Source organism: Roseibium sp. M-1, assembly GCF_054515675.1.
The window spans coordinates 2,017,697-2,041,127 of the sequence record NZ_CM137257.1 but is presented as its reverse complement, the minus strand read 5'-3'; the positions used below and the strand labels follow the sequence as shown (position 1 = coordinate 2,041,127).

Genomic DNA, 23,431 nt, shown 5'->3' with positions numbered 1-23,431 from the left:
CAAAGCGCTCCGGGCACGACCTGTCATCGCCGGTTCCCTTGCCCTCTTCGGAGTGGGCGAGGGGACCGGTTCCTCCCCGGTCGTGCCCGGCCTCCTCTTATAATGCTTGGGCGATGCCCGCCCTCCGACCGGGTCCTTCGGACCGCATGAGGTAGATTGATGGCTTTGCAGATTGAAGGACTTTCCAAATCCTTCGGCAGCGTGAAGGCGCTGAACGACCTGACCCTGACCATCCCGGAATCGAGCTTCACCTGTTTCCTGGGTCCCTCGGGTTGCGGCAAGACGACCTTGCTGCGCGTCATCGCCGGACTGGAGACCGCACAGGAAGGCTCGATCCGTCTTGGCGGCCGGGACATGTCCCGCACTCCGCCAGCGGATCGCAATTTCGGCATGGTGTTCCAGTCCTATTCGCTGTTCCCGAACCTGACCGCGCTTCAGAACGTGCTTTATGGTCTGGAATGCCGGGGCTGGGCCAAGACCGAGCGCCACGGCCGGGCGATAGAAATGCTCGATCTGGTTCAGCTCGCCGACCAGGCGCACAAGCTGCCGTCGCAAATGTCGGGCGGCCAGCAGCAGCGTGTCGCAATTGCCCGCGCTCTGGCACCGCGCCCCACGGTGCTGCTTCTAGATGAGCCTCTTTCCGCACTTGATGCCAATGTCAGGGCAGAACTTCGCGGTGAGTTCCGCAACATTCAGAAGGAACTTGCCATCACCACGATCATGGTCACCCACGACCAGAGCGAAGCGCTGGAAATGGCGGACCGCATCGTGGTGCTGAACAAGGGGCGGATCGAACAGGTCGGATCGCCGGTGGAGATCTACACCCATCCGCAAAACCGGTTCGTTGCCGACTTCATCGGCAATTTCAATGTGCTGCAGGTTGGCGCAGGTGGCGACGGCGCTATCCGGTTTGGATCGGAAACCCTCTCCGCCGGTCCGGAGACAGCAGGCATGAACCTTCTCGGCATCCGGCCGGAGGCGATCAGCCTGTCTCCTGAACCGCTCGGTCTCGGCAATGCCTTTTATGGCGAGGTCACCAAGGTCCGGTTCCTCGGTAACATCCAGGTGCTGACGGTCAGGCCGGACTGCGCACCGGAGCAGCTTCTCGACGTCGAGCTGCACGGACCGGAGAATATCCCGCAACCCATGGACCGCGTCTGCCTCAACTTCGCAGCCCAAGCCTTGCGCGGGTTAAGCCAATGACCGATCAGGCAGTCGTTCTCACGCAGCCGGTCCGGCGCTTCGGGTTCGGTGACAATACCTTCGCCATCGCCGTGTCGCTCGCGGTCCTGGTGATGATGATCCTCTTTCTCGTCATTCCGGTTGCCAGCATCTTATTGCGCAGCTTTGTCGGATCGACGGGATGGGGGCTGGAGAATTACGCCGAGACGCTGCAGTCGGGCCGCGTCTGGGACCTTGTCGGCAACAGTCTCGCCGTTGCGATGGTCACGACAACGCTCTCGATCTCCCTTGCCTATATCTATGCCTATGCCATCCAGCGCACCCATGTGGTCTGCAAAGGGTTCTTGCGCCTGGTGGTGATGACGCCGCTCTTTGCTCCGTCGCTGGTGCAGGCCCAGGGCCTGATCTTCCTCTTCGGCCGCAACGGGGCCTTCAACCGCTTCCTCGGCTTCGATTTCGACCTTTACGGCTTCTGGGGCATCGTTCTGGCGGATGTGCTTTACACGTTCCCCTATGCCTTCCTGATCCTGTCGGCAGCGCTCGCTGCCTCCGACGCACGCCTCTATGAAGGCGCGGTGGTCATGGGGGCAAAGCCCTTCCGGATTTTCCGGACCATCACGCTGCCATCGACCCGCTACGGCATCGCCGCCGCCGCTTTCGTCACCTTTTCGCTGACGATCACTGACTTCGGCAATGCCATCGTCATCGGCGGCGAGTTCAACGTTCTGGCAACAGAGATCTACAACAAGGTGATCGGGCAGGGGAAATTCGGTCTCGGCGCCGTCATCGGCGTTCTGCTGCTGGCCCCGGCTGTCATCTCCAAGCTGCTGGAACGGCGCATCGCCAGCCGCCAGCATGCGCTGATCACCGACCAGTCCAAACCGCTGACGGTTGGGACCAACCGCAGACGGGACTGGATCTTCGGCACCTACACTTATGCGGTCGCCTGTGTCTTCCTCGCCGTGCCGCTGATCGTGCTCCTTGCCAGCCTGGTCAAGCTCTGGCCCTACAATCTGGCCTTCTCCCTGAAGCATTATTCCTTCGACGTGCAGAACGGGGCACAACCGCTCTGGAATTCCATCGGCGTCGCCTTTGCGACCGCGATCTTCGGCGTCATCCTGGTGACCACCGCCGCGATCGTCGCCCAGAAGTTCCGCACGCCGCTCAGGGGACCGATCTCGTTCCTGGCGATCCTGCCGACGTCCATTCCCGGCATGGTGCTGGGTCTCGGCTATGTGCTTGCCTTCAACAGCACGGCCAACCCGCTCAACATCCTCTACGGCACCTTCCCGCTGATCGTGCTGCTCTATGTCTATTACAATCACGCGCAAGGGTTTCTGATTGCGACGACCTCCCTGAAGCAGATCAGCTCGACCTTCGACGAGGCCTCGACCATGCTCGGCAGCACCCAGCTCCGGACATTGTTCCGGGTGACCCTGCCGATCCTGTGGCCGACGCTCTTCGGCGTCGGGGTGTTCTTCTTCATGCGGGCGATGGTGTCGCTGTCGGCGGTGATCTTCCTGATCACGCCGCAGACCCAGGTGGCGGCGGTTTCCGTGCTGCAATTGTCCGACCGGGGTGCAAACAACCAGGCGGCGGCGTTTTCGGTGTGCATCATGCTGATCGTGCTCGGCGCTTTGCTGCTCGCGCGCTGTGTCCTGTGGCTGGCCGGTGCCCGGCATGTCTCTCTGATCAGGTAGGAACCATGAAACGTCCCGATATCCGCGGCGTCCTTTTTGACAAGGACGGCACTCTGCTGCACTTCGAAGAAACCTGGGGCCGCAACAACCGTACGGCCGCCCTGATGGCCGCCGACGGTGACAGCGATCTTGCGCAGTCGTTGCTGGTGGCCGCAGGCGTCGATCCGGAAACAGGCAGAACCCGCAGCGGCAGCGTTTTGGCTGCCGGCAACAGTTCAGAGATCGCCGATCTCTGGGCCGCGATCGGTTCGCCCCTTCCGAGGGACCAATTGGTCAGGGAGCTCGATGTCATCTTCGGAACCTCGATGCAGTCAGCTTCGGCCATCGAGGGAACTGCCATGCTTCTGGAACACCTCAAGGCTAGCGGCCTCAAGCTTGGCGTTGCCAGCAGCGACAGCGAGACGGCGATCCGGGTTTTCCTGGAAACGACCGGGCTCGCCCATCATTTCGACTTCGTCACCGGCTACGACACCGGTCACGGACACAAGCCGGAACCGGGCATGCTGGACGCTTTCTGCCGGGCCTGCGGCCTGCCATCCGGATCGGTTGCTGTCGTCGGTGACAATCCGCAGGACATGATCATGGCTCGCCGCGGTCAGGCGGGCCTTGCGGTTGGCGTTCTCACCGGCACCGGTTCGGAAGAGGAATTGCGGATGCTTGCAGACGTTGTGCTGGCCGACATCACCCTCCTTGCGGCCTTGCTCGGCCGCGCCGCCGTGGAGGCCTGAGGTCTCGGACCGACGCTTTCAGATATTCAGCTCGATCTTCCGGCCGGCCAGAATCACATGGACCATGGCTTCGGAGGCCGCCTTGGCGTCTCCGGCGGTGATGGCGGTGACGATGGCGCGGTGGCGTTCCACGAATTCGTAGGTTTCCTGGTCGTTGCGCTCGTTGGCCTCGGCAATGAAGAGGGAATAGAGCGCGGCCTGCACCAGGTCGCCGAGCGACTGCAGGAACCGGTTGCCCGACAGCTTCAGGATCATCTTGTGGAATTCGAGGTCGGCGACGGCAACTGCAGCCCGGTCCTCTCCCGTGGCAAGGTTGTCGCAGAGCTTCGACAGGGCCGCGCATTCCGTGTCCGTTGCCCGCTTGGCTGCACTGCTGGCAGCCGCCGGTTCGAAAATCAGCCGGATCTCGAAAAGGTCTTCCAGGAAGGGCCGCTGGTTCTTCAGCGCGGCGTGCCAGCGCAGCACATCCGGGTCGAACATGTTCCACTCGGACGCCGGCCGCACATGGGTTCCGACCTTGGCCTTGGACTGGATCAGGCCCTTGGCGATCAGCGTCTTCTTCGCCTCGCGCACCACCGTGCGCGACACGTCGAACATTTCCGAAATGTCCGGATCCAGCGGGATCATGGTTTCCGGCGGATACTCTCCGGCAACGATGGCTTTGCCAATTTGCTCGACCACCTGGTCGGTGTGATTGCCGACCTGGCTGCCCAATCCGCCCGTGGCGACGAAGGTCATGATTGCGCGGCGAACTCTGTCGCTGGTTTTCTGCGCAGTGTCGTTGCCCAAGTGAGTCCCTTCTGAAGCAAGATGAAGCCGAACAGAAGACCGCCGATCACGATCTTTGTCCACCAGCTGGAAAGCGTTCCGTCGAAGACGATAAAGGTTTGTATCAACCCCATGATCAAAATGCCAAAGAATGTCCCGGCGACAAACCCGGTGCCACCCGTGAGCAGCGTGCCGCCGATGACGACCGCAGCGATGGCATCCAGTTCCACTCCGACTGTTGCCAGCGAATAGCCGGCCGAGGTGTAAAGCGAGAAGATGATACCGGCAAGACCGGCGAGACCGCCCGACGTCGCGTAGATGCCGATGGTGGTCCGTGCTAGGGGCACACCCATCAGCTTGGCGGTCGGCTGGCCGCCGCCAAGGGCGTAGACATTCTGGCCGAAGCGCGTCCGGTGGGCGACGATGATGCCGATAAGGAAGGTCAGCAGCATGATCATGCCTGTGAGACGGAACCGGCCGCCGCCGGGCGCCTTGAAATAGAGCGACTGCAGCGTGTCGTAGAACTCATGCGTGATCGGCACACTGTCGGTCGACAGCACATAGGCGGCGCCCCGGGCCAGGAACATGCCGGCCAGCGTGACGATGAAGGGCGGCATTTCCAGATAGTGGATCATCGCCCCCATCGCCGCACCGAAGGAAATGGTGATCGCCAGTACCAGGACAAAGGCGGCCAATGGATGGATCGAGGTGTCCCTCAGGATCACAGCCAGAAAGACGCCGGTAAAGGCGATCACCGACCCGACCGAAAGATCGATACCTCCGGACAGGATGACAAAGGTCATGCCGACGGCTGCAATCCCCAGAAAGGCATTGTCCGTCAGAAGGTTTGCCACCACCCGGGTCGACAGCATCGCCGGGTATTGCGACGCGCACAGCGTATAGGCCAGCACGAAGGTGGCGATGGTGATGAGAAGCGGCAGATGGGTCGAGCGGATCATTGCGGGCTTTCTTTCGCTTCCTTGATGGGCTCGGGCGGCAGCGGCTCCGCGGAGGCACGCAGGATATAGAGCGCGTGTTTGACGGTCGGCGACTGGATCACCAGGATCGCGATGATGATCAGCGCCTTGATGACAAGGTTGAATTCCGGCGGCATGCCGGAGAGCAGGATGACCGAGTTCACCGACTGGATGATCAGCGCACCGATCAGCGAGGCGACGATCGAAAACCGTCCGCCAAGCAGGGAATTGCCGCCGATGACAACGGCAAGAATGGCGTCGAGCTCCAGCCACAGTCCGGCATTGTTTGCATCCGCCCCCTTGATGTCGGCGGCGACGATGACACCGGCAAGCGCAGCGCAGAAGCCGGAGATCAGGTAGACGCAGACGATCAGCACCCGGCTGTTGATCCCGGCGAGGCGCGAGGAACTTTCATTGATGCCGATGGCCTCTATCAGCATGCCGAGCGCGGTCTTGCGGACAACGGCCGTGACCAGAAGCCCGAGGAAGATCCAGATCAGGATCGGCGTCGGGATACCAAGAACTGTGCCGGCACCCAGATGAATGAGACCCGGATTGACGAAGGTCAGGATCGTGCCTTCCGTCACAAGCTGGGCGATGCCGCGCCCGGCGACCATCAGCACCAGCGTCGCGACAATCGGCTGAATACGAAGGACGGCGACAAGGACACCGTTCCAGATGCCGCAGATCGCCCCGACGGCAAGGGCGCCGATGAGGGCCACCTGCCAGCTGTGGCCGTCGACCACGAGCGAGGCTGCGACGGCGCCCGCGATTGCCATGACCGCACCGACAGAAAGATCGATGCCCTTGGTCGCGATGACCAGCGTCATGCCGATGCAGAGCAGGGCAGTCGGAGCACCGCGGTTGAGGACGTCGATCAGGTTGCCGAAGAGACGGCCATGCTGGAATTCGATGCGGAAGAAATCTGGGAAGACCAGGAAGTTCAGGAATAAAACCGCACCCAGGATTATGAGCTGCGGCGTCACCCGGCGCAGGGTGGAGTGAACGTGGGCGGACATCAGACAGCCTCCGCCATGGGTTCGTCGGCAATTGCCGCGACGATATTGGATGTTGTGATCTCGTCCCCGGTGAGTTCGCACACCTGGCGGCGGTCGCGCAGCACGATCACGCGGGTGGAATAGGCCACGAGTTCCTCAAGTTCGGAGGACGCGACCAGCAAGGCCATGCCGTCCTCGCGCAGTTTTTCGATGAGAGCGATGATCTCCGCATGCGCACCGACATCGATGCCGCGGGTCGGTTCGTCCAGGATCAGGAAGGCCGGGTTGGTGGCAAGCCACCGTGCCAGCAGCGCCTTCTGCTGGTTACCTCCGGACAAAAGGCGGATCGGCATGTCGAGGCTGGCAAGGCGGATATCAAGCGCCTTGACGTAAGCTTCTGCGAGTTCGTTGACCTTCGCTTTCGGCAATGGCCGGAACCAGCCTTGCCGGGCCTGCAGCGCCAGAATGATGTTCTCGCGGACAGAAAGGTCGCCGACGATGCCGTCGCTCTTGCGGTCTTCCGGGCAGAGGGCAAATCGGTGGCCGATGGCCTCACGCGGGCCTTTCAGGCCGATCTTGCGGCCCTCCAGAAGAGCTTCGCCCTGGTCCGCCTGGATGGCCCCGAAGATCAGGCCCGCGGTTTCCGTCCTGCCCGAGCCGAGCAGGCCGGCGAGGCCAACCACTTCGCCCTTGCGAAGCGTCAGGTCGAACGGGGAGATCACACCCCGTTTGCCGAAGTTCTTCAGTTCGATCAGCGTAGCGCCGGAAACCGCAGGTGCCCGGTCCTGGATACGGTCTTCCAGCTGGCGGCCGAGCATCAGCGTGACGATATCGGTCTGGGTGGTATCCTTGAGCTGGCGCGTGCCGACGACGCGGCCGTTGCGCAGGACCGTCGCCCGGTCGGATATCTCGAACACCTGATCCAGAAAGTGGGTGATGAAGACGATGGCAAGGCCACGTGCCTTCAGCTTCTCGATCACCGAGAACACCAGCTCAACCTCGTCCCGGTCGAGACTGGCGGTGGGCTCATCCAGGATCAGCACCTTGCCGGAGAGCTCGACGGCCCGCGCAATCGCCACCACTTGTTGCACGGCGACAGAATAGGCTGACAAAGGTTCCGCCGGATTGATCCTGAGGCCGAATTCAGCGAGCAGTTCGCGCGCCATGGTCAGCATCTTGTGCTGGGAAATGAAGCCGCGCCACATGGGCTGGCGGCCGAGAAAGAGATTTTCGGCAACCGTCAGGTTCGGCAGCAGGTTTACCTCCTGATAAACGGTGCCGATGCCGAGCATCTGACTGTCCTGGGTGCTGACGGGAGAAATCTCTTGATCGTCCAGCAGGATCGTGCCGGCATCGCGCCGGTAGGCACCGGTCAGGCACTTGATCAGCGTGGATTTGCCGGCTCCGTTTTCACCGAGCAGGGCATGTACCTCGCCCGGATAAAGGGTCAGGTCCACCGCATCCAGCGCTATGGCTCCCGGAAAAAATTTGGAAATGCCCCGGCATTCAAGCACAGGGTCGGTTACGCCCGCCATCGATCGGCTTCCCCCGAAGTCAGTCCAATTTGAACCCTTGCAGCGCCGGACGGGAAGACCGTCCGGCGCCGGGATCGTCTTAGTATCCCAGGTCTTTCTTCATCTCGTAGATGGCCATGTTATCATCTTTGAGCGTGTAGAGTTTGGACTCGGTCTGGATCCATTTTGCCGGCAAGGTGCCGTCGGCCAGATAGGCTTCGAGTGCGTCCAGGGCCGGGCCGGCCATGTTCGGGGTCAGCTCGATGGTGGCATTGGCTTCGCCATTGGCCATGGCCAGGTGGATGTCCGGCACGCTGTCGATGGAGACGATCTTGATGTCTTCACCCGGCTTCAGGCCGGCTTCCTTGATCGCCTGGATGGCACCGACGGCCATGTCGTCGTTATGGGCGTAAAGCGCGCAGATATTGGCGCCGCCGACTGCCTTCAGGAAGCTTTCCATGACGACCTTGCCCTGGCTGCGGGTGAAGTCGCCGGTCTGGCTGCGGACGATGCTGAGGTTGTCGTGACCTGAGATCGCCTGCTCGAAGCCCTTCTTGCGGTCGATGGCCGGACTGGAACCAGTCGTGCCCTGCAATTCGACGATATCGCATTTCTGGCCGGCCATTTCGTCGACCAGCCACTGGCCGGCAACGCTGCCTTCATGCACCAGGTCGGACGTGACGGCGGTCATGTAGAGATCGTCCGGCGCGTCGACCGTGCGGTCGAGCAGCACGACGGGGATCTCGGCATCCTTGGCTTCTTCCAGGACTTCGTCCCAGCCGGTCGCCACGACCGGAGCCAGCAGGATGGCATCAACGCCCTGGGCGATGAAGGACCGGATCGCCTTGATCTGGTTTTCCTGTTTCTGCTGGGCATCGGCGAATTTCAGGTCGATGCCGCGCGCTTCCGCCTGCTGTTTGGTGACGGTTGTCTCGGCTGCACGCCAGCCGGATTCAGAACCGATCTGTGAAAAACCGATCGTCAGATCGGCTGCCATGGCGGTCGCAGGAACAAGCGACATCGCCCCGGCAACAAGCATTGCCTTGAGTCTCATGGGTCTCCTCCACATGGTATGTTCTCCTCACGAATGGAATTAAGTAATACTTTATTACTTTTGTAAAGCGATGACCTGTTTTCCATCTCAAAATTTTTCAACCAATTGAAAAGTAGCGACTTTTGGAGACCAGGTCGGTGCAGGATGTGTGTGATCATCCGGACTGGCAGGTCGGGATATCGTTTAGCGATCGTCGGGGAGACATCGCAGATCAGCCTATGCCGGACCTGTTTGCGGTACTGTTTCAAATGGCACGCATGCCGGTTCGGCGGGAGCAAGCAACTTCAGCCCAATCCAGAGAACGGGATGGCCCGTAAGTCCGGGCAGGAGGCTCCGCACCTCTCAAGAGGTCATCGTAGCGCTTCCTTCGTGTCAGTCATCCAGAAGGTTTACCGCTTCCCGCAGGCTGACCATGTGCTTGGGCAGCTTGGTGCTCTTGTCCCAGTCGTCCTGCCAGTCCCAGTATTTTGTGTGGGTGAAGAAGTGCGGCAGGTTCAGCGACCCGCGCTGGATGCGCACCTTGTCTTCCCGGATGCCATCACCGAAATTCTCGGTCACGCTACCGGAAATCACGTCCCCCAGTAGGAACAGGATCCAATTGTGCTGGTCGTAGATATTCGTCCATCTAACCGCTGAAAACACGGCCGCGTGATTTGGGAAAAAACGGTCGGTCTCGGGCGGAGTGAACATGAAGGTATTGCGGTTTCTCCGTGTGTCCGGTTCCTGCAGCGGCGGACACTGGCTGACAACTCTTTCCTGGCAGAGCTTTTTGAACCCTTCTTCATCGCGCGACAGCAGAAATTCCGCGTGGGTGAGCGGAGATCCGAGCGTGACAAAGTCGGATATCCGCCAGATTACCTTTTGCCCCGGTTCCGCCTGGTTGTCCTTTGCGGACAGTGCAAGGCTGATCTTGCGCTGATTTTGGCGGAATTTTTCCAGATCAAGTTCGCTGTCGCCAGTGTCGTTCAGCCATTTGTCGAGTTCGGCAAAGGCCTTCTCTGCCTCTCGTGAATAGGGATTGTGCTTGTTGGGGCCTGCTTCAGCCCAGAAAAGATTGAGCAGATCGTAGGCGATGATGGTTCCGAGGCTGTGAGAGACAATGATGATACGTTCATAGTCATCGTCCTGGTGAAGATCCCGCAGAAGCTGGAGTCCGCGCTCCCGGACTGCCTGCCGGCGCTCAATATTGGCAGGACTGGCTTCGACATACCGGGCAACATCCCCGAAGTAAGGCACGAGGAAACTATGAAGGAGAACGACGCCGGCGGAGGAAAGGACCATTCCCAGCATTTCCGCTTTCAAAATGAGGTCTGCGACCTGAATGAACAGAAACAACACCACGGCAAAAATGGGTAAGGCGAACCAAGTTCGGAGATGCGTGAAAGACTTGGGGCGGACGAGAAAGAATGTGACGACAGTCAGGAAGGCGCCGAGAACTAACTTTTTGTTGCCGTCCAGTCCTTTGGAAAACGGGGAATCTGAAAACAGATACTTGCAGAATAGAGTCGCCGATTTGCATTGCTGAACGATTTCCGGTGCCAGCTTGTCAATCGACGTCAGGCCCATGAGGACGATGACGATCGAGAGTATCCATAAGACGACCCAGACGGGATAGACGTTCCACGGAACGGAGGCAGGCGAGCGCAGCAGCAAGCCCTTCAGCCAGGATGACAGATGCTGCCAAGTTGTACCCTGCATGATGTCCGCCCAATAGAACTCGTAAAAATCGGTGCGAACGCCCTTGTGGTTGCTGGGTGTTGTAATGCGACTCAATTCCTTTAATCCGACGCGGCCGTCAGGTTTTATCCAATATTCGTTTTCAGCACCCCTGAATCCTTGTTCCCTATCCTTGACCCAAACGCTCTCGACAAACGACCGCAAGGTACCCATCGGGCGTTGTTCGCCCATGCCGTGAATAACGATAACCGCTTGTTTTTCAGACATTTTTTCCTCAAAAAGACGTTTTCGTTCCGCGTTATCTGCACAAGAAAACGCCTTAAAATAGTGGTATAAAGTTTTGCATTCTTATTTAAATTTTTAAAGAAATATAGATGTAGAAAATTTTCCTTGTCTTGTAAAAACTTAAATTTAAGATAAATTTTGACTTTCGCAACTCGGTGATATTTCGGACGAGAGGGAAAGGCGAGAAAAGTTTCCTAAAAAATATATGAGTAAGTGGGGGCAATGTCTAAGAACTCGGATTTGAGGAAGGCTTGGAAAAAATACGAATGCAATCGGGAGTTGATGCGTCAGATTTCATTCGGACCTGAGATCATCTGGGTCGCACCGGAAGGTGTGGAGGCGTGGCAAGCGCTCTACTCGGTCATGGAAGCTCACGGCTACCATGTGCGTATCGAGGACACCGACAGTTACAATTGCCGGAACATCAAGGGCACCGACAAACGCAGCCTGCATGCTTTCGGCATAGCGCTAGATGTCAATTGGAAGACGAACCCCTGGAGGGATCATTCCGGCAATCGCGAGGTCAAGTTTTCAGGAAAAGACACGCAGGACGAACGTGCGGGAGACGTGAAGCTAGGGCGTGCGGACACCGACATGACACCGGCCATGATCGGCGCGATCAGAGCGATCAGGACGAATACGGGCAAGCCGGTTTTCGTCTGGGGCGGGGACTGGAATACAGTCAAGGACTCCATGCATTTTGAACTTGCCCTGACGCCCGAGGAAATGAGCGCCGGCATAGACTGGTCGACCGTCGACCGTCATGCCGACCCGGTGTCTCACCGCAGCTTCGATCCGGATGATGATTTCACCTTTATCGATGATTTTTCCGATGTGGTGACGACCGTCGGAATGGGCGATGCCGGGCCGCTTGTATCTGCACTGCAAGAGACGCTGACCAACCTTGGCTATTGGCTGGGCAAGATTGACGGACAATTCGGACGTATGACGCGTGACGCGCTGCTGGCGTTTCAGGCCGACAACCGTATCCCCTTGACGGGCCGGTATGACGCCGAGACGATCGCGGCTCTCAAGTCGCCCGAGCATCGGCCGCTGGATATCACCCGGATCAACGACACTCAGCAGGATCTGATCAACCGGGGGTCCGAGACGATGAAGGCTGCCCGTTGGGACAGCTGGCTTGGGATTGGAACGATGGCGCTTGGTGCCTTGGGGTTCTCCGACAAGCACATCAATTTCGTGCAGAGCCTGGTGAATGCCGTTCGTAGCGGGACCGGTACAATCGAGCAATCCACGCCGTCAGCGGAATTCATCCGTGACACGTTGACCCAACTAGGGCAGGGCAATGCAAACGTGACTGCAGCACAGATCGAGGAGCTTGCAGGCAAGGTTGCCGCTGCCGCGCAGAGCGGGACCAACATAGTTCCGAACGAATATACGGGCGACATGCTGGATTCGGTACTCAACCTCGGACAGGGGCTGTTGAGTGCCAACGGTTTCGGCCTTTGGCCGGTGGTGGCAGGTGTAGGGTACTTCATTTGGCGCAATGCACGCAATGCAGCAGATAGCCGCCTTAAGGACCATCGGACCGGCGCAAATCGCGGCCGTTAGGGGAGGGGACGATGTTAGGGACAGGACGAGCTCAGCCGTTGCCGCCAAATGCCTTCTCACAGCTTGCTGCGCATCTCGATGTTGACCCGCTAGAACTGAAAGCGATTGCCCAGGTTGAATCTAGCGGCCAGGCACGGTTTTCCGACGGCCGTCTCAAGATTTTGTTTGAGCGGCATATTTTCTACAGCCAATTGCCGGAAGGAAAACGTGCCAAGGCCGTTGCCGCCGGGTTGGCGCATCAGGGGGCGCGTAAGAGCCAGTACAAGGACCAGAAAACTTCGGAGGCAAGGTACTCCCTGTTGTCGAGAGCCATTCAGATTGACCGAAATGCTGCCTTTCGCTCGATCTCGAGCGGCGAGTATCAGATCATGGGGTTCAATGCCGGTATCTGCGGATATGGCAGTGCGGAAGAGATGTTCTCGGCTTTCGTGGATTCCGACTTGGAGCAACTGAAGGCGTTTGCCAATTTTCTGAAGGCCAACAACCTGGTGACTGCAATCCGCAATCGCGATTTTGCGCGGATTGCCCGGGTCTACAATGGCGACAAGACTGGAAAATATGAAACTAAGTTGAGACAGGCGGCCGAGGCATTGCGACGGTCCTCTGCAGGCGGAACAAATTTCGTGGATGTGGTCGGTATGTTGATAGGGAAAATTCAAAAGGGAGCGCGCGGCGAGCAAGTGCGCATGCTGCAGGAAACCTTGCATCGTCTGGGGTATCCGGTCGGGAAGGTCGACGGCATTTTCGGGTCGATCACCCAGGCGGCATTGCTCGAGTTTCAGGCCAACAACAATCTGGAGACCTCCGGTATCTTTGATGTCGCCACGACAAACCGGCTGAACCAGTCTACCCATCGTGCCGCGACGGGCAAACGCCGCGAAGCCGATGAAAAGGATCTGGAAGAACGCGGGTCGCAAACGATCAAACTTGCCCGTCGAGGCCGACTGGCAGGCATCGCCTCCACCGTTCTGGGAGCGATCGGGCTCCTCGGGAACGCCTCTGGCGGCTACAAGAGTGTCGGCGACGGCGTGAATTCCGTAATCGCCGCCCTTCCGGGAAACGACACGTCCAGCATCCTGGATCCGCTTGCCAAGATTGCCGCATCGGTGATCGGTGTCGGCTCCGGCGGTATGTCCATTCCCATGATCGCTGTCGGGTTGTTTGCCTATTATTCGTTTTCAGCAATCGCCAAAAGGCGGCTCGAAGACCACAGGCTTGGCCTCAATCGCGGGCGCTGAAAGATCTGCGATCCGCAGCTCTTCCATGGAGCTGCGGATTGCTCGTCTCCGGTCAGTATTATCCTTCGGTCTCGCGCTTCCTCTTTATCCTTCCAGCTTCACCCAGGCAGCGTTCTTTGCGGAGCTGCGAACGCAGGCGTCGATGAAGCGGACGCCGGCAAGGCCGTCGGCGATGCCGGGGACAAGCGAGGTGACATCCTTGCTGTCCTTCCGTGCCCGAATGACGTCTGCGGCGTCCTTGTAGAGATTGGCAAAGCCTTCCAGATAGCCTTCCGGATGGCCCGGCGGGATACGGGTGGCGGACGCGATGCTTCCCAGCATGCCGGCACCGCCCCGTGTCAGGATCTGCTTCGGTTTGCCGAAGGGCGTGAAGTGGAGGTAGTTCGGATCTTCCTGGTGCCACTCCAGGCCTGCCTTGTCGCCATAGACCCGGATCCTGAGATTGTTCTCGTTGCCGGGGGCTACCTGCGAACACCACAGCATGCCGCGCGCACCGCTGGCGTAGCGCAGCATGACGTGGCCGTTGTCGTCGACCTGCCGGCCGGGAACGAAGGACTGCAGGTCCGCGGCAAGGCTTTCCGCCGACTGACCGGTGATAAAGCAGGCAAGATTATAGGCATGGGTGCCGATGTCGCCCGTGGAGCCGCCGAGGCCCGTACGAGCCGGGTCCGTGCGCCAGTCGGCCTGCTTGTTGTGCTGTTCCACCGTCAGCCAGTCCTGCGGATATTCCACCTGCACGATGCGGATCGTGCCCAACTCACCGCTTGCGACCATCTCGCGCGCCTGGCGGACCATCGGATAGCCGGTGTAATTGTGGGTCAGGAAGAACAGCGCCTCAGAGCTTTCCGCCGCCTTCACGAATTTCTTGGCATCCGCCAGGGTGGACGTCAGCGGCTTGTCGCAGATGACGTGGATGCCGCGCTTCAGGAATTCCTTCGCCGCCGGATAATGCATGTGGTTGGGCGTGACGATCGCAACCGCCTCGATACCGTCCTTCAGCCGGGCCTCGCGTTTGGCCATCTCCAGGAAGGAATCGTAGATCCGATCGTCCTTGAGGCCGAGTGCCCGGCCGGACTCCTGCGCCTTCGCCGGGGTCGAGGAGAGGGCGCCGGCGACCAGCTCGTACTCTCCGTCGATGCGGGCAGCAATACGGTGCACGGCCCCGATAAAGGCGTCCTTGCCGCCGCCGACCATGCCGAGCCGGATCGGCCGCTTCTGGGCGCTGTCTTTTCCTTCAATGGCCATGTCGCTCCTCCTGAATCGTTTTGTGTTCCATCTTGCGGTCACTGTAATCGATTACATACAGTGTTTACATATCTAAAAACCTCAATCCTCGATCCTCGAACTCCGAACCTCATCCTGAGGAAGCGCGTCAGCGCCGTCTCGAAGGATGGGCCACTTGTCTGGAGGTTGCAGCCGTCCTTCGAGATGGGCCTGACGGCCCTCCTCAGGATGAGGCGGTGCAAGTTGCGGACTGTGTTGTTGAACTCGCATAAGGACTACTGCCGTGGTCTGAGGATTTCACCCGATCCCCAGCATCTTCCTGTTGGCGGCCTCGTCACTGCCGCCGTCGGCGAAGTCGTCAAAGGCCTTTTCGGTCACGCGGATGATGTGATCCTTCACGAAAGCAGCGCCTTCGCGGGCACCGTCCTCCGGATGTTTCAGGCAGCATTCCCATTCGACCACGGCCCAGCCGTCGAAATCGTTGGCCGCCATCTTGGAGAAGATGGCACCGAAATCGACCTGTCCGTCGCCGAGGGAACGGAAACGTCCGGCCCTGTCGACCCACGGCTGGTAGCCGCTATAAACGCCCTGGCGTCCGGTCGGATTGAACTCGGCATCCTTGACGTGGAACATGCCGATCCGGTCCCGGTAGATGTCGATATTGTCGAGATAGTCGATGCACTGCAGCACGTAGTGGGACGGGTCGTAGAGCATCTTGCAGCGGGCGTGGTTTTTGACGCGCTCCAGGAACATCTCGAAGGTGATGCCGTCGTGCAGGTCTTCGCCCGGATGGATCTCGTAGCAGACATCGACGCCCATCTCGTCTGCATAGTCGAGGATCGGCCGCCAGCGCCGGGCAAGCTCGTCGAAGGCGGTCTCGATCAGGCCGGCGGGCCGCTGTGGCCACGGATAGACATAGGGCCAGGCAAGCGCGCCCGAAAAGGTCGCGTGGGCCTTGATGCCGAGGTTGCGGCTGGCGGCCAGCGCCAGCTTCACCTGATCGACCGCCCAGGCCTGCCGGGCCTTGGGGTTTCCGCGCACTTCAGGTGCAGCGAAACCGTCGAAGGCATCGTCATAGGCCGGATGCACCGCAACGAGCTGACCCTGAAGGTGGGTCGAGAGCTCCGTGATTTCGACGCCGTTCTCCCGCGCCGTGCCGATGAAATCGTCGCAATAGGTCTTGGAACTGGCGGCTTTTTCAAGATCGATCAGCCTTGCGTCCCAACTCGGCACCTGAACACCGAGATACCCGCAGTCCGCGGCCCATTTCGTGATCGAGGCCCAGGAATTGAACGGTGCTTCGTCCCCGGCAAACTGGGCCAGAAACAGGGCGGGGCCTTTTATCGTTTTCATGATTGCCTTCCAGGAACTTGAACATGAGTGAATTGGGCCGGGGTCCCATCGCGTAAAACCCCGGCCCGGCTTCCCGGCCCCTTAGAAGGGCGAATCCGGGAAGTAATAGCTTGCAGCGTTTTCCGGCGTGATCAGCGTCGCGCCGAGGATGTAGCGGCCGGCGACCGGACCGTTGGACTTGAAGGCGGCAACCGTCTGGTCCATCGCGGTGGCAATCATCGCCGGCGGATAGAGCACGTCCACCGGGATCAGCGTTTCGCCGTCCATGATGGCCTTGATGGTTTCCTTCATGCCTGCGCCGCCGACGACGAACATGCCGTCGCCGTCACGGCCGGCCTGTTTCAGGGCTGCGACCACGCCGATGGCGATATCGTCGTCCTGGGCCCAGACGGCATCGATGTCCGGGAACCGGGACAGGAAGTCCTGCATCACTTCAAAACCGTCGTCGCGGTTCCAGTTGGCGTGCTTGTGGTCGAGCACGTTGATGCCGGAACCTTCGATTTCCGCCATGAAGGCATCGAAGCGTTCATTGTCGATCACAGTCGGGATGCCGCGCAGGATGACGATGTTGTCGCCGTCCTTCAGACGCGTCTTCATGTACTGGGCGGAGACCCGGCCGAGTTCCGGATTGTTGCCGGCGACATAAAGATCCTCGATACCCGGCTGGCTGAGGCCGCGGTCGACGACCGTGATCCAGGCACCGGATTTCTTGACGTTCAGCACCGGGTCGGTGAGCGGCTCGGATTCAAACGGCAGCACCACCAGGGCGTCGATCTGGTGCACGGAGACAAGGTCCTCCAGGGCACTGGCCTGGGCTTCCGGGTCCGGCGAGTTCACCAGGATGAGGTCGACATCAGGATAAAGGGCTTCCAGCCGCTTTTCCGCCTGTTCCGCATGCCAGTTCATGCCGGCCGCCCAGGCATGGGTCGGGGTCGGGTAGCTGACGCCGATCTTGATCGTATCCTGGGCAAGAGCCGAGCCTGCAAACATCAGCGCACCGGTCATTGCCGCTATTCCAAGAGCTTTCTTAGCTAACATTGTTTCCTCCTCCAATGCAGTCATCTGGACGCACCTCTCCCGTCCGGTGCGAGCCGGTTCAAAATCTGGGGACGGGTCCCGGGTAGTTTGAGCTGAGCGCGGCCCTTACTTGCTTTTTCCGAGCTTCCAGTCGCTGCGCTGCAGGAAAACCGCAACGATGATGATCAGGCCCTGCATGGTTCCATTCAGGTAGTTCGAGATCACATCGGTGAAGTTCAAAATGTTGCCGATCGTCGTCAGGATCAGAGCGCCGAGGATGGTGCCGCCGATCCGGCCGTAGCCGCCTTTCAGCACCGTGCCGCCGATAATCACCGCTGCGATTGCTTCCAGCTCCCACAGCACACCGGTCGAGGCCGATGCCGAACCGAGACGCGGCACGTAGATGATGGTGGCAAAGGCGACGCAGAGACCCTGGATGACATAGGTGAGCGTCTTCACCCGGTCGACATTGATTGCGGAATAGCGGGCGACGGCTTCATTGGAGCCAATGGCGGTGCAGTAGCGGCCGAATGCCGTCCGGTTCAGCAGCAGCCAGCCGCAGATGGCGACCGCGATGAACACCCAGACAGGGTAGGGCAACCCCAGGAAACTGTCGTAATAGACGGGCCGGTAGGTGCCGCGGATATCGTAGTTGAGCGACAGGGTGCCGCCGTCGGCAAAGTACGTCACCAGCGACCGGTAGATGCCCATGGTGCCGAGCGTGACGATGAAGGCCTCGATCTTGCCCTTTGTCGTCAATGCTCCGTTGATGAAGCCCGCGCCGATCCCAAGCACAAGCGCCATGCCACAGCCGAGCAGGACGGTCGGCAGACCGGTGCCCATGGTCTCCACGGCACTGTTCATGACAATGATCATGACACCTGAAATTGCCGCTGCCATGGAGCCGACTGAAAGGTCGATGCCACCGGCGGTGATGACGAAGGTTGCCCCGACGGCGATGATGCCGATGAAGGCGGAGCGGGTGAGGAGATTGGTCAGGTTGCCTTCGCTGACGAAAGACGGGTTCAGCAGGTAGCCGATGATGCACAGAAGCAGCAGGGCGACGGCGGGGCCGATGGTCTTGAAATCGACGGAGACCCGTCTGGCCGTTTTGGCCGCTTGCTCGTTGGATGCGGTCATGGTCAATGGAGGTCCTCCCGTTTCAGCCCGGCGGCGTAACGCATGATTTCGTTTTCGTTGATGTGGTCGCCGCTGAGTACCCCGGTGATATGGCCTTCGCGCATGACCACGACCCGGTGGCAGATGCCGATGATTTCCGGCATCTCGGACGAGATCACCACGACGGAGACGCCTTCGGCGGCCAACGCGGCGATGAAGTGATAGATCTGCTGCTTGGTACCGACATCGATGCCGCGTGTCGGCTCGTCGATGATCACGATCCTGGGGTCGCATTCCATGATCTTGGCAAGCAGCAGCTTCTGCTGGTTGCCGCCGGAAAGTTTGCCGACAATGATCTCGCGATCCCGCGCCCGGACGTCGAAGCGGCGGATGGCGCGGTTGAGCGCGTCTTCTTCCGCCTTGCTGTCGAGGCCGAAGTTGCGAATGAACTTCGGCAGGGCGAACAGAGTGAGGTTGGGACGCATCTTCTTGTCGAGAAGCAGACCCTTTTCCTTTCTGTCCTTGGTGAGATAGGCGAGGCCAAGGTCCCGCGCCTGCGCGACGGTCATGGGGCCGGTGTCGCGTCCGAACAGCCTGATGGTACCGCCTTCAATCGGCGCCAGGCCGCAAACCGCCTCGAAGACGGCTGTCCGGCCGGAGCCGATCAGGCCGGAAAAGCCGAGGATCTCCCCCTTGCGCAGATTGAAGCTGACGGTGTCGATCCCGGGGGCTGAGAGGTTCTCCACTTCAAGCACGAGCTCCGCATCAACATCCGCTTCGTGCATCGGCGGATAAAGGTCGGAGAGTTCGCGGCCGACCATCATCTGCGCCATCATGTCCGGCGTCAGGTCATCCGAGCCGCGCGTGTCGATCCACTGGCCGTCGCGCAGGATGGTGACGCGGTCGGCAATGGCTTTCACCTCGTTGAGCTTGTGCGACACGAAGACGATGCCGACGCCGCTTTCCTTCAGCTTCTGCACCTGACGGAAGAAGACCTCGGTCTCCTCCTCGGTCAGGACAGCGGTCGGCTCGTCCATGATCAGGATACGGGCGTTGCGGCTGACGGCCTTGACGATCTCGACCATCTGCTTCTGCGCGATGGTGAGATCGGAAATGCGGTCGTTCGGAGAGATGTCGAGGCCGATTTCGTCGAGATATTTCTGGACAGAGGCGCGCATCGCGGCCTTGTCGAGAAAGCCGTTGGACTTCAGCTCCCGGCCGAGGAAGACATTTTCCTCCACCGTCATCTGTTCGGCAAGGTTCAGCTCCTGATGGATTAGGACGATACCGAGCTTCTCCGCGCCACCGTTCGGGGGCAGGTCGGTCTGCTTTCCGTCGAGGCGGATCTGGCCGGAGGTCGGGTCGTGGAAGCCGGAGAGGATTTTCATCAGCGTTGACTTGCCGGCACCGTTCTCGCCGATCAGCGCATGTACCTCGCCCGGACGCACATCCATGCTGACGCTGAAGAGCACCGGCACGGGCCCGAAGGATTTGCTGATGTTCACGGCCTCGATGACCGCCGCTGACGCGGGCGATTCGACGTTCATTTCCGGTTCCTCCCAAGCACCAATGCCCTCTTCCGCAATGGCGCCATGAAGGTCGTGTAAACGTTTTCATCAGCGATGTAAACCTTTACATTCGGCGTTGTAAACCTTTTCATTGGGTGCAATGCGGTCTATACAGCGTAGATGGCGTTGCGATTCATGGACTTATTCAAAGGCCGCACCGCAGCATGTCTGGAAACAAAAAATGAGCGAACCGGGCGAGCGGCCGGCGACCATTGAAGACGTTGCAAAACTGGCGGGCGTTTCCATCGCAACCGTCAGCCGGGCGCTGCGTTCACCGGAGAAGGTGGCGGAGAGCACCCGCAAGAAGGTCACCGCCGCCATTGCCCGCACCGGCTACACCGCCAATGCGATGGCGCAGAACCTGCGCATGCAGCGTTCGCAGATGGTTCTGGTGCTGGCGTCGTCCATTGCCGATCCCAATTTCGCCGGCATCCTGACGGGCCTGGAAAAGGCCGCCAACGACCGCGGCTATGGCGTCCTCATCGGTAACACGGAAGGCACCACGGGTCTGGAGCAGAATTACCTGCGTTTCCTGTCGACCGGTATGGCCGACGGGCTGGTGCTGCTGACCGGGCATATTCCGGTTGCCGGCCAGCCGCAGACGCCGCTCGTCAACCTGCCGCCGATCGTTGCTACCGAGCGCCCGGTCTCGAACCCGGAAATCAGCTATGTCGGCGTCGACGATGTTGCCGCTTCCAAGATGGCAACGGAATACCTCATCTCGCTCGGGCACAGGCGCATCACCTTCATATCCGGCGGCCCGGCGGATATCCGCAGCGACCTGCGTCATTCCGGCTACCAGCAAGGCCTGAAGGAGTCGCCGGAAGCCCTTCGCGACTGGCGGGTCGAGGGGGATGGCTCGAGCGAAAGCGGACGGGCAGCCGTTGAACGCCTGTTCATCAAGGACGACCTGCCGACCGCCTTCTTCTGCTTCAACGACAACACGGCGATCGGCGTGATCTCGGCGCTGCAGCTGCGCGGCTACCGGGTGCCGGAGGATTTCTCGGTGCTCGGCTTCGACGACATTCCCTTCGCCAACAATTTCACACCAGGCCTTACGACAATCCGTCAGCCGCGCCAGCATATCGGCGAGAAGGCGATGACGATCCTTCTGGACCGCTTGGCGAACCGGACTCTCGACCGGCAAACGCATCTTCTCCACGGCGACCTGATCGTGCGCGAAAGCTGTGCCGGTGTGTCCAGGGTGTCAAAGTAAGCCGTCTGCGTCCTTGCCGGTGCGAAGCGGCGCCAGGGAGGCCGTGACCTCGTCCAGAAAAGCACGGGCAAGTTTCGAAAGGCCGGTCCGGCCGGCATGCACCGCATAGAGGGAGACCTCTGGCATCTTCCAGTCCGGCAGCACTTCCACAAGATCGCCGGTTCCGAGTTCTTCACGGCACATCAGGCCGGGAACGTCGCCAATTCCGGTTCCAAGCCGCACCGACGCCTTGACGGCCAGATAGTCGTTGACCGACAGCGTCGGCGCGAAGGGAACCTCGTGAATGACCTTGCCCTTCCGCAAAGGCCAGACGACCTCGTCCCGGCCCTGAAAATTGAAACCGATCGTGACGTGCCGGGGAAGGTCGTCCGGCGTCCGCGGTGCCGGATGAACGGCAAGATAGGAGGGAGCGGCACAAAGCCGGTGGCGGTGGGTGAGCAGCTTGCGGATGACGAGATTGGGGGCGGTTGGGCGCGCGACCCGGAAGGACAGGTCGATCCGGTCCTCGACAAAATCCAGCATGCGCTCGCTAACCAGAACCCGGACCTGAGCATCCGGATGGCGGCGCAGGAAACTGTCGACCGGCTTGGTGAAAAGCAGCTCCGCCAGGTTGGGAGGCACTGTCACGCGCAGGGTCCCTGCCAGGCTCTCCTGTTTGCCGCGAATGACCTGGTTGGCGTAGCTGAGCGCGCTGATGCCTTTGTTGCAATGTTCGAAGTAGGTGCTGCCCGCGTCCGTGATGCGCAGCGGTTTGTGGGACCGGTCGATCAGCCGGACCTGCAGGTCGTCCTCAAGCTCGGCAACCTTGCGGCTGACGGTGGAAAGCGGCATGTGCAGACTGCGCGCCGCACCGGTGAAGCTGCCCTGGCGGACGACTTCCACAAAGACGGCGATGGCATCGAGATGTCTCATAAGATCCCAATTATGGAAGATTGGTTCCGAAGAGAGTATATATTCCTGAAAATGGAACTTGCCTAGGGTGCTGTCAGCGACACCAACGAAGGCGATGCCATGACCAATCAGGACAAGACGATCAATTATATCGAGTTCCCGCTCGTTGACGCAGGACGCACCAAGGACTTCTACGCAACGGTCTTCGGCTGGAAATTTCAGGACTGGGGCGGCAAGTATGTCAGCTTCAGCGGGGCAGGCGTGGAAGGAGGCTTCAACGGCGAGACCGGTGTGCCCGTCAGGGCTCCGGGGGTTCTTGTCGTGCTTTATGCGAGCGATCTTCCTGCCACCTTGCAAGCGGTGAAAGCCGCGGGCGGTTCCATCCTGCAGGAGCCATACGACTTTCCCGGAGGCCGCCGGTTTCATTTCGCCGATCCGAACGGCAACGAGCTGGCCGTCTGGGCGGAGGCCTCGCAATGACGGTGCTGGTGACAGGTGCAACCGGCACCATCGGGACCGATCTTGTCGGGCTGCTGTCGGAAGCCGGACACAAGGTACGGGCCTTTGCCCGGTCCGTGGACAGATCGCCACTGTCGCGACTGCCGGGCGTGGAGCCTATTGCGGGCGGTTTTACCGATGCGGGCCGTTTGCTTGATGCCGCGGAAGGTATTGACGTGCTCGTCCTCATCACCCCCTCCGCACCCGAGGCCGCCGATCAGGCTTCCAGGTGTCTTGCGGTTGCCCGCCAGGCGGGTGTGCGCAAGGTGGTCCGGCTCTCCGCGATCAAGGCCGATCCTGCAGGGCCGACGGAAAACACCCGCCTGCACGGCCGGACCGAAGACGAAATCCGCGACAGTGGTCTGACCCACGTCTTTCTGCGCCCGAACTTCTTCATGCAGAACCTCTTCATGGTCGCCGGCATGATCAAATCTCAAGGCTCCTTTTCTTTTGCCAACGGCGAGGGGCGCAACGGTCTTGTCGATACGCGTGACGTGGCCCTGTGCCTGCGGCATTGCGTGGAAAGCGATCGATGGAACGGCGGCGCCTGTGAACTGACCGGACCGGAGACGATAAGCCTGTATGAGGTCGCGCACCGTCTCTCGAATATCCTCGGCAGTCCGGTCCGGTACGATCCGGTCTCGCCTCAGGATGCCTATGGCTTCGCCATGGGCGGTGGCTGGGGAGAGTGGCTGGCAGCGCTTCTGCGCGACTACGGTGCCGCCTATCGGTCCGGTTGGGGAGATTTCGTCACCGGCCACGTGGAGGAGATGACCGGGCAGCCGCCGCGATCCTTCGAGACATTTGCCAAAGAGTTGTTGGTGCCCGCGTTAAAGTCCTGAGAACCGCCCA

At 60.2% G+C, this 23,431-nt stretch carries 20 protein-coding genes; 8 read left to right on the top strand and 12 right to left on the bottom strand.

The features are described 5' to 3' along the window. Positions 1-159 precede the first annotated feature (159 nt). From ACX3M4_RS09250 to ACX3M4_RS09240, 3 genes are read left to right on the top strand one after another with little or no spacing between them, the layout of a single operon-like run. Positions 160-1,203, top strand: coding sequence for an ABC transporter ATP-binding protein (locus ACX3M4_RS09250; RefSeq protein WP_459358293.1), 1,044 nt, complete (start codon positions 160-162; stop codon positions 1,201-1,203). Continuing rightward, a complete protein-coding gene (locus ACX3M4_RS09245) occupies positions 1,200-2,882 on the top strand; it encodes an ABC transporter permease subunit (protein WP_459358292.1) in 1,683 nt (560 codons plus the stop codon). Before ACX3M4_RS09250 ends, ACX3M4_RS09245 begins: the two co-directional genes overlap by 4 nt. 5 nt (positions 2,883-2,887) lie before the next feature. Then, positions 2,888-3,610: an HAD family hydrolase gene (locus ACX3M4_RS09240; RefSeq protein WP_459358291.1), complete on the top strand. Its 723-nt coding sequence runs from the start codon at positions 2,888-2,890 to the stop codon at positions 3,608-3,610. A gap of 18 nt (positions 3,611-3,628) precedes the next feature. On the opposite strand, the gene ACX3M4_RS09235 is transcribed toward ACX3M4_RS09240, so the two are convergent. From ACX3M4_RS09235 to ACX3M4_RS09210, 6 genes are all read right to left on the bottom strand, one after another. Then, positions 3,629-4,348: a FadR/GntR family transcriptional regulator gene (locus ACX3M4_RS09235; RefSeq protein WP_459358290.1), complete on the bottom strand. Its 720-nt coding sequence runs from the start codon at positions 4,346-4,348 to the stop codon at positions 3,629-3,631. Beyond that, positions 4,345-5,334 carry a galactofuranose ABC transporter, permease protein YjfF gene (yjfF, locus tag ACX3M4_RS09230; protein WP_459359400.1) on the bottom strand — a complete coding sequence of 330 codons (990 nt, stop codon included), beginning with the start codon at positions 5,332-5,334 and terminating at the stop codon, positions 4,345-4,347. The genes ACX3M4_RS09235 and yjfF overlap by 4 nt, the downstream gene beginning before the upstream one ends. Continuing rightward, positions 5,334-6,374 carry an ABC transporter permease gene (locus ACX3M4_RS09225; protein WP_459358289.1) on the bottom strand — a complete coding sequence of 347 codons (1,041 nt, stop codon included), beginning with the start codon at positions 6,372-6,374 and terminating at the stop codon, positions 5,334-5,336. The genes yjfF and ACX3M4_RS09225 overlap by 1 nt, the downstream gene beginning before the upstream one ends. Next, positions 6,374-7,888: a sugar ABC transporter ATP-binding protein gene (locus ACX3M4_RS09220; protein ID WP_459358288.1), complete on the bottom strand. Its 1,515-nt coding sequence runs from the start codon at positions 7,886-7,888 to the stop codon at positions 6,374-6,376. The genes ACX3M4_RS09225 and ACX3M4_RS09220 overlap by 1 nt, the downstream gene beginning before the upstream one ends. Before the next feature lie 79 nt (positions 7,889-7,967). Next, entirely contained in the window at positions 7,968-8,921 is a 954-nt protein-coding gene (gene ytfQ, locus ACX3M4_RS09215) for a galactofuranose ABC transporter, galactofuranose-binding protein YtfQ (protein WP_459358287.1), read from the bottom strand. A gap of 372 nt (positions 8,922-9,293) precedes the next feature. After that, positions 9,294-10,865: a hypothetical protein gene (locus ACX3M4_RS09210; protein WP_459358286.1), complete on the bottom strand. Its 1,572-nt coding sequence runs from the start codon at positions 10,863-10,865 to the stop codon at positions 9,294-9,296. A 240-nt stretch (positions 10,866-11,105) separates the two neighbouring features. On the opposite strand from ACX3M4_RS09210, the gene ACX3M4_RS09205 reads away from it, so the two are divergent. Continuing rightward, positions 11,106-12,455, top strand: coding sequence for a peptidoglycan-binding protein (locus ACX3M4_RS09205; RefSeq protein WP_459358285.1), 1,350 nt, complete (start codon positions 11,106-11,108; stop codon positions 12,453-12,455). Between the two features lie 11 nt (positions 12,456-12,466). Continuing rightward, a complete protein-coding gene (locus tag ACX3M4_RS09200; protein WP_459358284.1) occupies positions 12,467-13,693 on the top strand; it encodes an N-acetylmuramidase domain-containing protein in 1,227 nt (408 codons plus the stop codon). 84 nt (positions 13,694-13,777) lie between these two features. Here ACX3M4_RS09200 and ACX3M4_RS09195 read toward each other — a convergent pair whose 3' ends face one another. The 5 genes from ACX3M4_RS09195 to ACX3M4_RS09175 all read right to left on the bottom strand — a co-directional run bounded on the left by ACX3M4_RS09195 (position 13,778) and on the right by ACX3M4_RS09175 (position 19,953). Continuing rightward, positions 13,778-14,938, bottom strand: coding sequence for a Gfo/Idh/MocA family protein (locus ACX3M4_RS09195; protein WP_459358283.1), 1,161 nt, complete (start codon positions 14,936-14,938; stop codon positions 13,778-13,780). Positions 14,939-15,214: 276 nt separating this feature from the next. Continuing rightward, positions 15,215-16,270: a sugar phosphate isomerase/epimerase family protein gene (locus tag ACX3M4_RS09190; RefSeq protein WP_459358282.1), complete on the bottom strand. Its 1,056-nt coding sequence runs from the start codon at positions 16,268-16,270 to the stop codon at positions 15,215-15,217. Positions 16,271-16,351: 81 nt separating this feature from the next. Continuing rightward, the gene (locus ACX3M4_RS09185) at positions 16,352-17,308 is read right to left on the bottom strand and encodes a substrate-binding domain-containing protein (protein WP_459358281.1); all 957 of its coding nucleotides are present in this window, start codon (positions 17,306-17,308) and stop codon (positions 16,352-16,354) included. Positions 17,309-17,413: 105 nt separating this feature from the next. Then, positions 17,414-18,427, bottom strand: coding sequence for an ABC transporter permease (locus ACX3M4_RS09180; RefSeq protein ID WP_459358280.1), 1,014 nt, complete (start codon positions 18,425-18,427; stop codon positions 17,414-17,416). Positions 18,428-18,429: 2 nt separating this feature from the next. Next, complete coding sequence (locus tag ACX3M4_RS09175; RefSeq protein WP_459358279.1) at positions 18,430-19,953, bottom strand: sugar ABC transporter ATP-binding protein; 1,524 nt, start codon at positions 19,951-19,953, stop codon at positions 18,430-18,432. Between the two features lie 202 nt (positions 19,954-20,155). Here ACX3M4_RS09175 and ACX3M4_RS09170 point away from each other — a divergent pair, with 202 nt between their 5' ends. After that, entirely contained in the window at positions 20,156-21,190 is a 1,035-nt protein-coding gene (locus tag ACX3M4_RS09170; RefSeq protein WP_459358278.1) for a LacI family DNA-binding transcriptional regulator, read from the top strand. Here the strand turns inward: ACX3M4_RS09170 and ACX3M4_RS09165 are convergent. Further along, positions 21,182-22,102: a LysR family transcriptional regulator gene (locus ACX3M4_RS09165; RefSeq protein ID WP_459358277.1), complete on the bottom strand. Its 921-nt coding sequence runs from the start codon at positions 22,100-22,102 to the stop codon at positions 21,182-21,184. The two genes, ACX3M4_RS09170 and ACX3M4_RS09165, sit on opposite strands and share 9 nt — an antisense overlap. A gap of 99 nt (positions 22,103-22,201) precedes the next feature. Between ACX3M4_RS09165 and ACX3M4_RS09160 the strand changes: the two genes are divergently transcribed. Further along, positions 22,202-22,561 carry a VOC family protein gene (locus ACX3M4_RS09160; RefSeq protein WP_459358276.1) on the top strand — a complete coding sequence of 120 codons (360 nt, stop codon included), beginning with the start codon at positions 22,202-22,204 and terminating at the stop codon, positions 22,559-22,561. Continuing rightward, complete coding sequence (locus ACX3M4_RS09155; RefSeq protein WP_459358275.1) at positions 22,558-23,421, top strand: SDR family oxidoreductase; 864 nt, start codon at positions 22,558-22,560, stop codon at positions 23,419-23,421. Before ACX3M4_RS09160 ends, ACX3M4_RS09155 begins: the two co-directional genes overlap by 4 nt. The last annotated feature ends 10 nt before the right edge of the window (positions 23,422-23,431 follow it).

Excerpts from the sequence above, each read along its gene's own strand:
- ACX3M4_RS09250 (WP_459358293.1), top strand. The coding sequence starts at position 160 with ATGGCTTTGCAGATTGAAGGACTTTCCAAATCCTTCGGCAGCGTGAAG.
- ACX3M4_RS09245 (WP_459358292.1), top strand. The coding sequence starts at position 1,200 with ATGACCGATCAGGCAGTCGTTCTCACGCAGCCGGTCCGGCGCTTCGGG.
- ACX3M4_RS09240 (WP_459358291.1), top strand. The coding sequence starts at position 2,888 with ATGAAACGTCCCGATATCCGCGGCGTCCTTTTTGACAAGGACGGCACT.
- ACX3M4_RS09235 (WP_459358290.1), bottom strand. The coding sequence starts at position 4,348 with ATGACCTTCGTCGCCACGGGCGGATTGGGCAGCCAGGTCGGCAATCAC.
- ACX3M4_RS09225 (WP_459358289.1), bottom strand. The coding sequence starts at position 6,374 with ATGTCCGCCCACGTTCACTCCACCCTGCGCCGGGTGACGCCGCAGCTC.
- ACX3M4_RS09220 (WP_459358288.1), bottom strand. The coding sequence starts at position 7,888 with ATGGCGGGCGTAACCGACCCTGTGCTTGAATGCCGGGGCATTTCCAAA.
- ytfQ (WP_459358287.1), bottom strand. The coding sequence starts at position 8,921 with ATGAGACTCAAGGCAATGCTTGTTGCCGGGGCGATGTCGCTTGTTCCT.
- ACX3M4_RS09210 (WP_459358286.1), bottom strand. The coding sequence starts at position 10,865 with ATGTCTGAAAAACAAGCGGTTATCGTTATTCACGGCATGGGCGAACAA.
- ACX3M4_RS09205 (WP_459358285.1), top strand. The coding sequence starts at position 11,106 with ATGTCTAAGAACTCGGATTTGAGGAAGGCTTGGAAAAAATACGAATGC.
- ACX3M4_RS09200 (WP_459358284.1), top strand. The coding sequence starts at position 12,467 with ATGTTAGGGACAGGACGAGCTCAGCCGTTGCCGCCAAATGCCTTCTCA.
- ACX3M4_RS09195 (WP_459358283.1), bottom strand. The coding sequence starts at position 14,938 with ATGGCCATTGAAGGAAAAGACAGCGCCCAGAAGCGGCCGATCCGGCTC.
- ACX3M4_RS09190 (WP_459358282.1), bottom strand. The coding sequence starts at position 16,270 with ATGAAAACGATAAAAGGCCCCGCCCTGTTTCTGGCCCAGTTTGCCGGG.
- ACX3M4_RS09185 (WP_459358281.1), bottom strand. The coding sequence starts at position 17,308 with ATGTTAGCTAAGAAAGCTCTTGGAATAGCGGCAATGACCGGTGCGCTG.
- ACX3M4_RS09180 (WP_459358280.1), bottom strand. The coding sequence starts at position 18,427 with ATGACCGCATCCAACGAGCAAGCGGCCAAAACGGCCAGACGGGTCTCC.
- ACX3M4_RS09175 (WP_459358279.1), bottom strand. The coding sequence starts at position 19,953 with ATGAACGTCGAATCGCCCGCGTCAGCGGCGGTCATCGAGGCCGTGAAC.
- ACX3M4_RS09170 (WP_459358278.1), top strand. The coding sequence starts at position 20,156 with ATGAGCGAACCGGGCGAGCGGCCGGCGACCATTGAAGACGTTGCAAAA.
- ACX3M4_RS09165 (WP_459358277.1), bottom strand. The coding sequence starts at position 22,102 with ATGAGACATCTCGATGCCATCGCCGTCTTTGTGGAAGTCGTCCGCCAG.
- ACX3M4_RS09160 (WP_459358276.1), top strand. The coding sequence starts at position 22,202 with ATGACCAATCAGGACAAGACGATCAATTATATCGAGTTCCCGCTCGTT.
- ACX3M4_RS09155 (WP_459358275.1), top strand. The coding sequence starts at position 22,558 with ATGACGGTGCTGGTGACAGGTGCAACCGGCACCATCGGGACCGATCTT.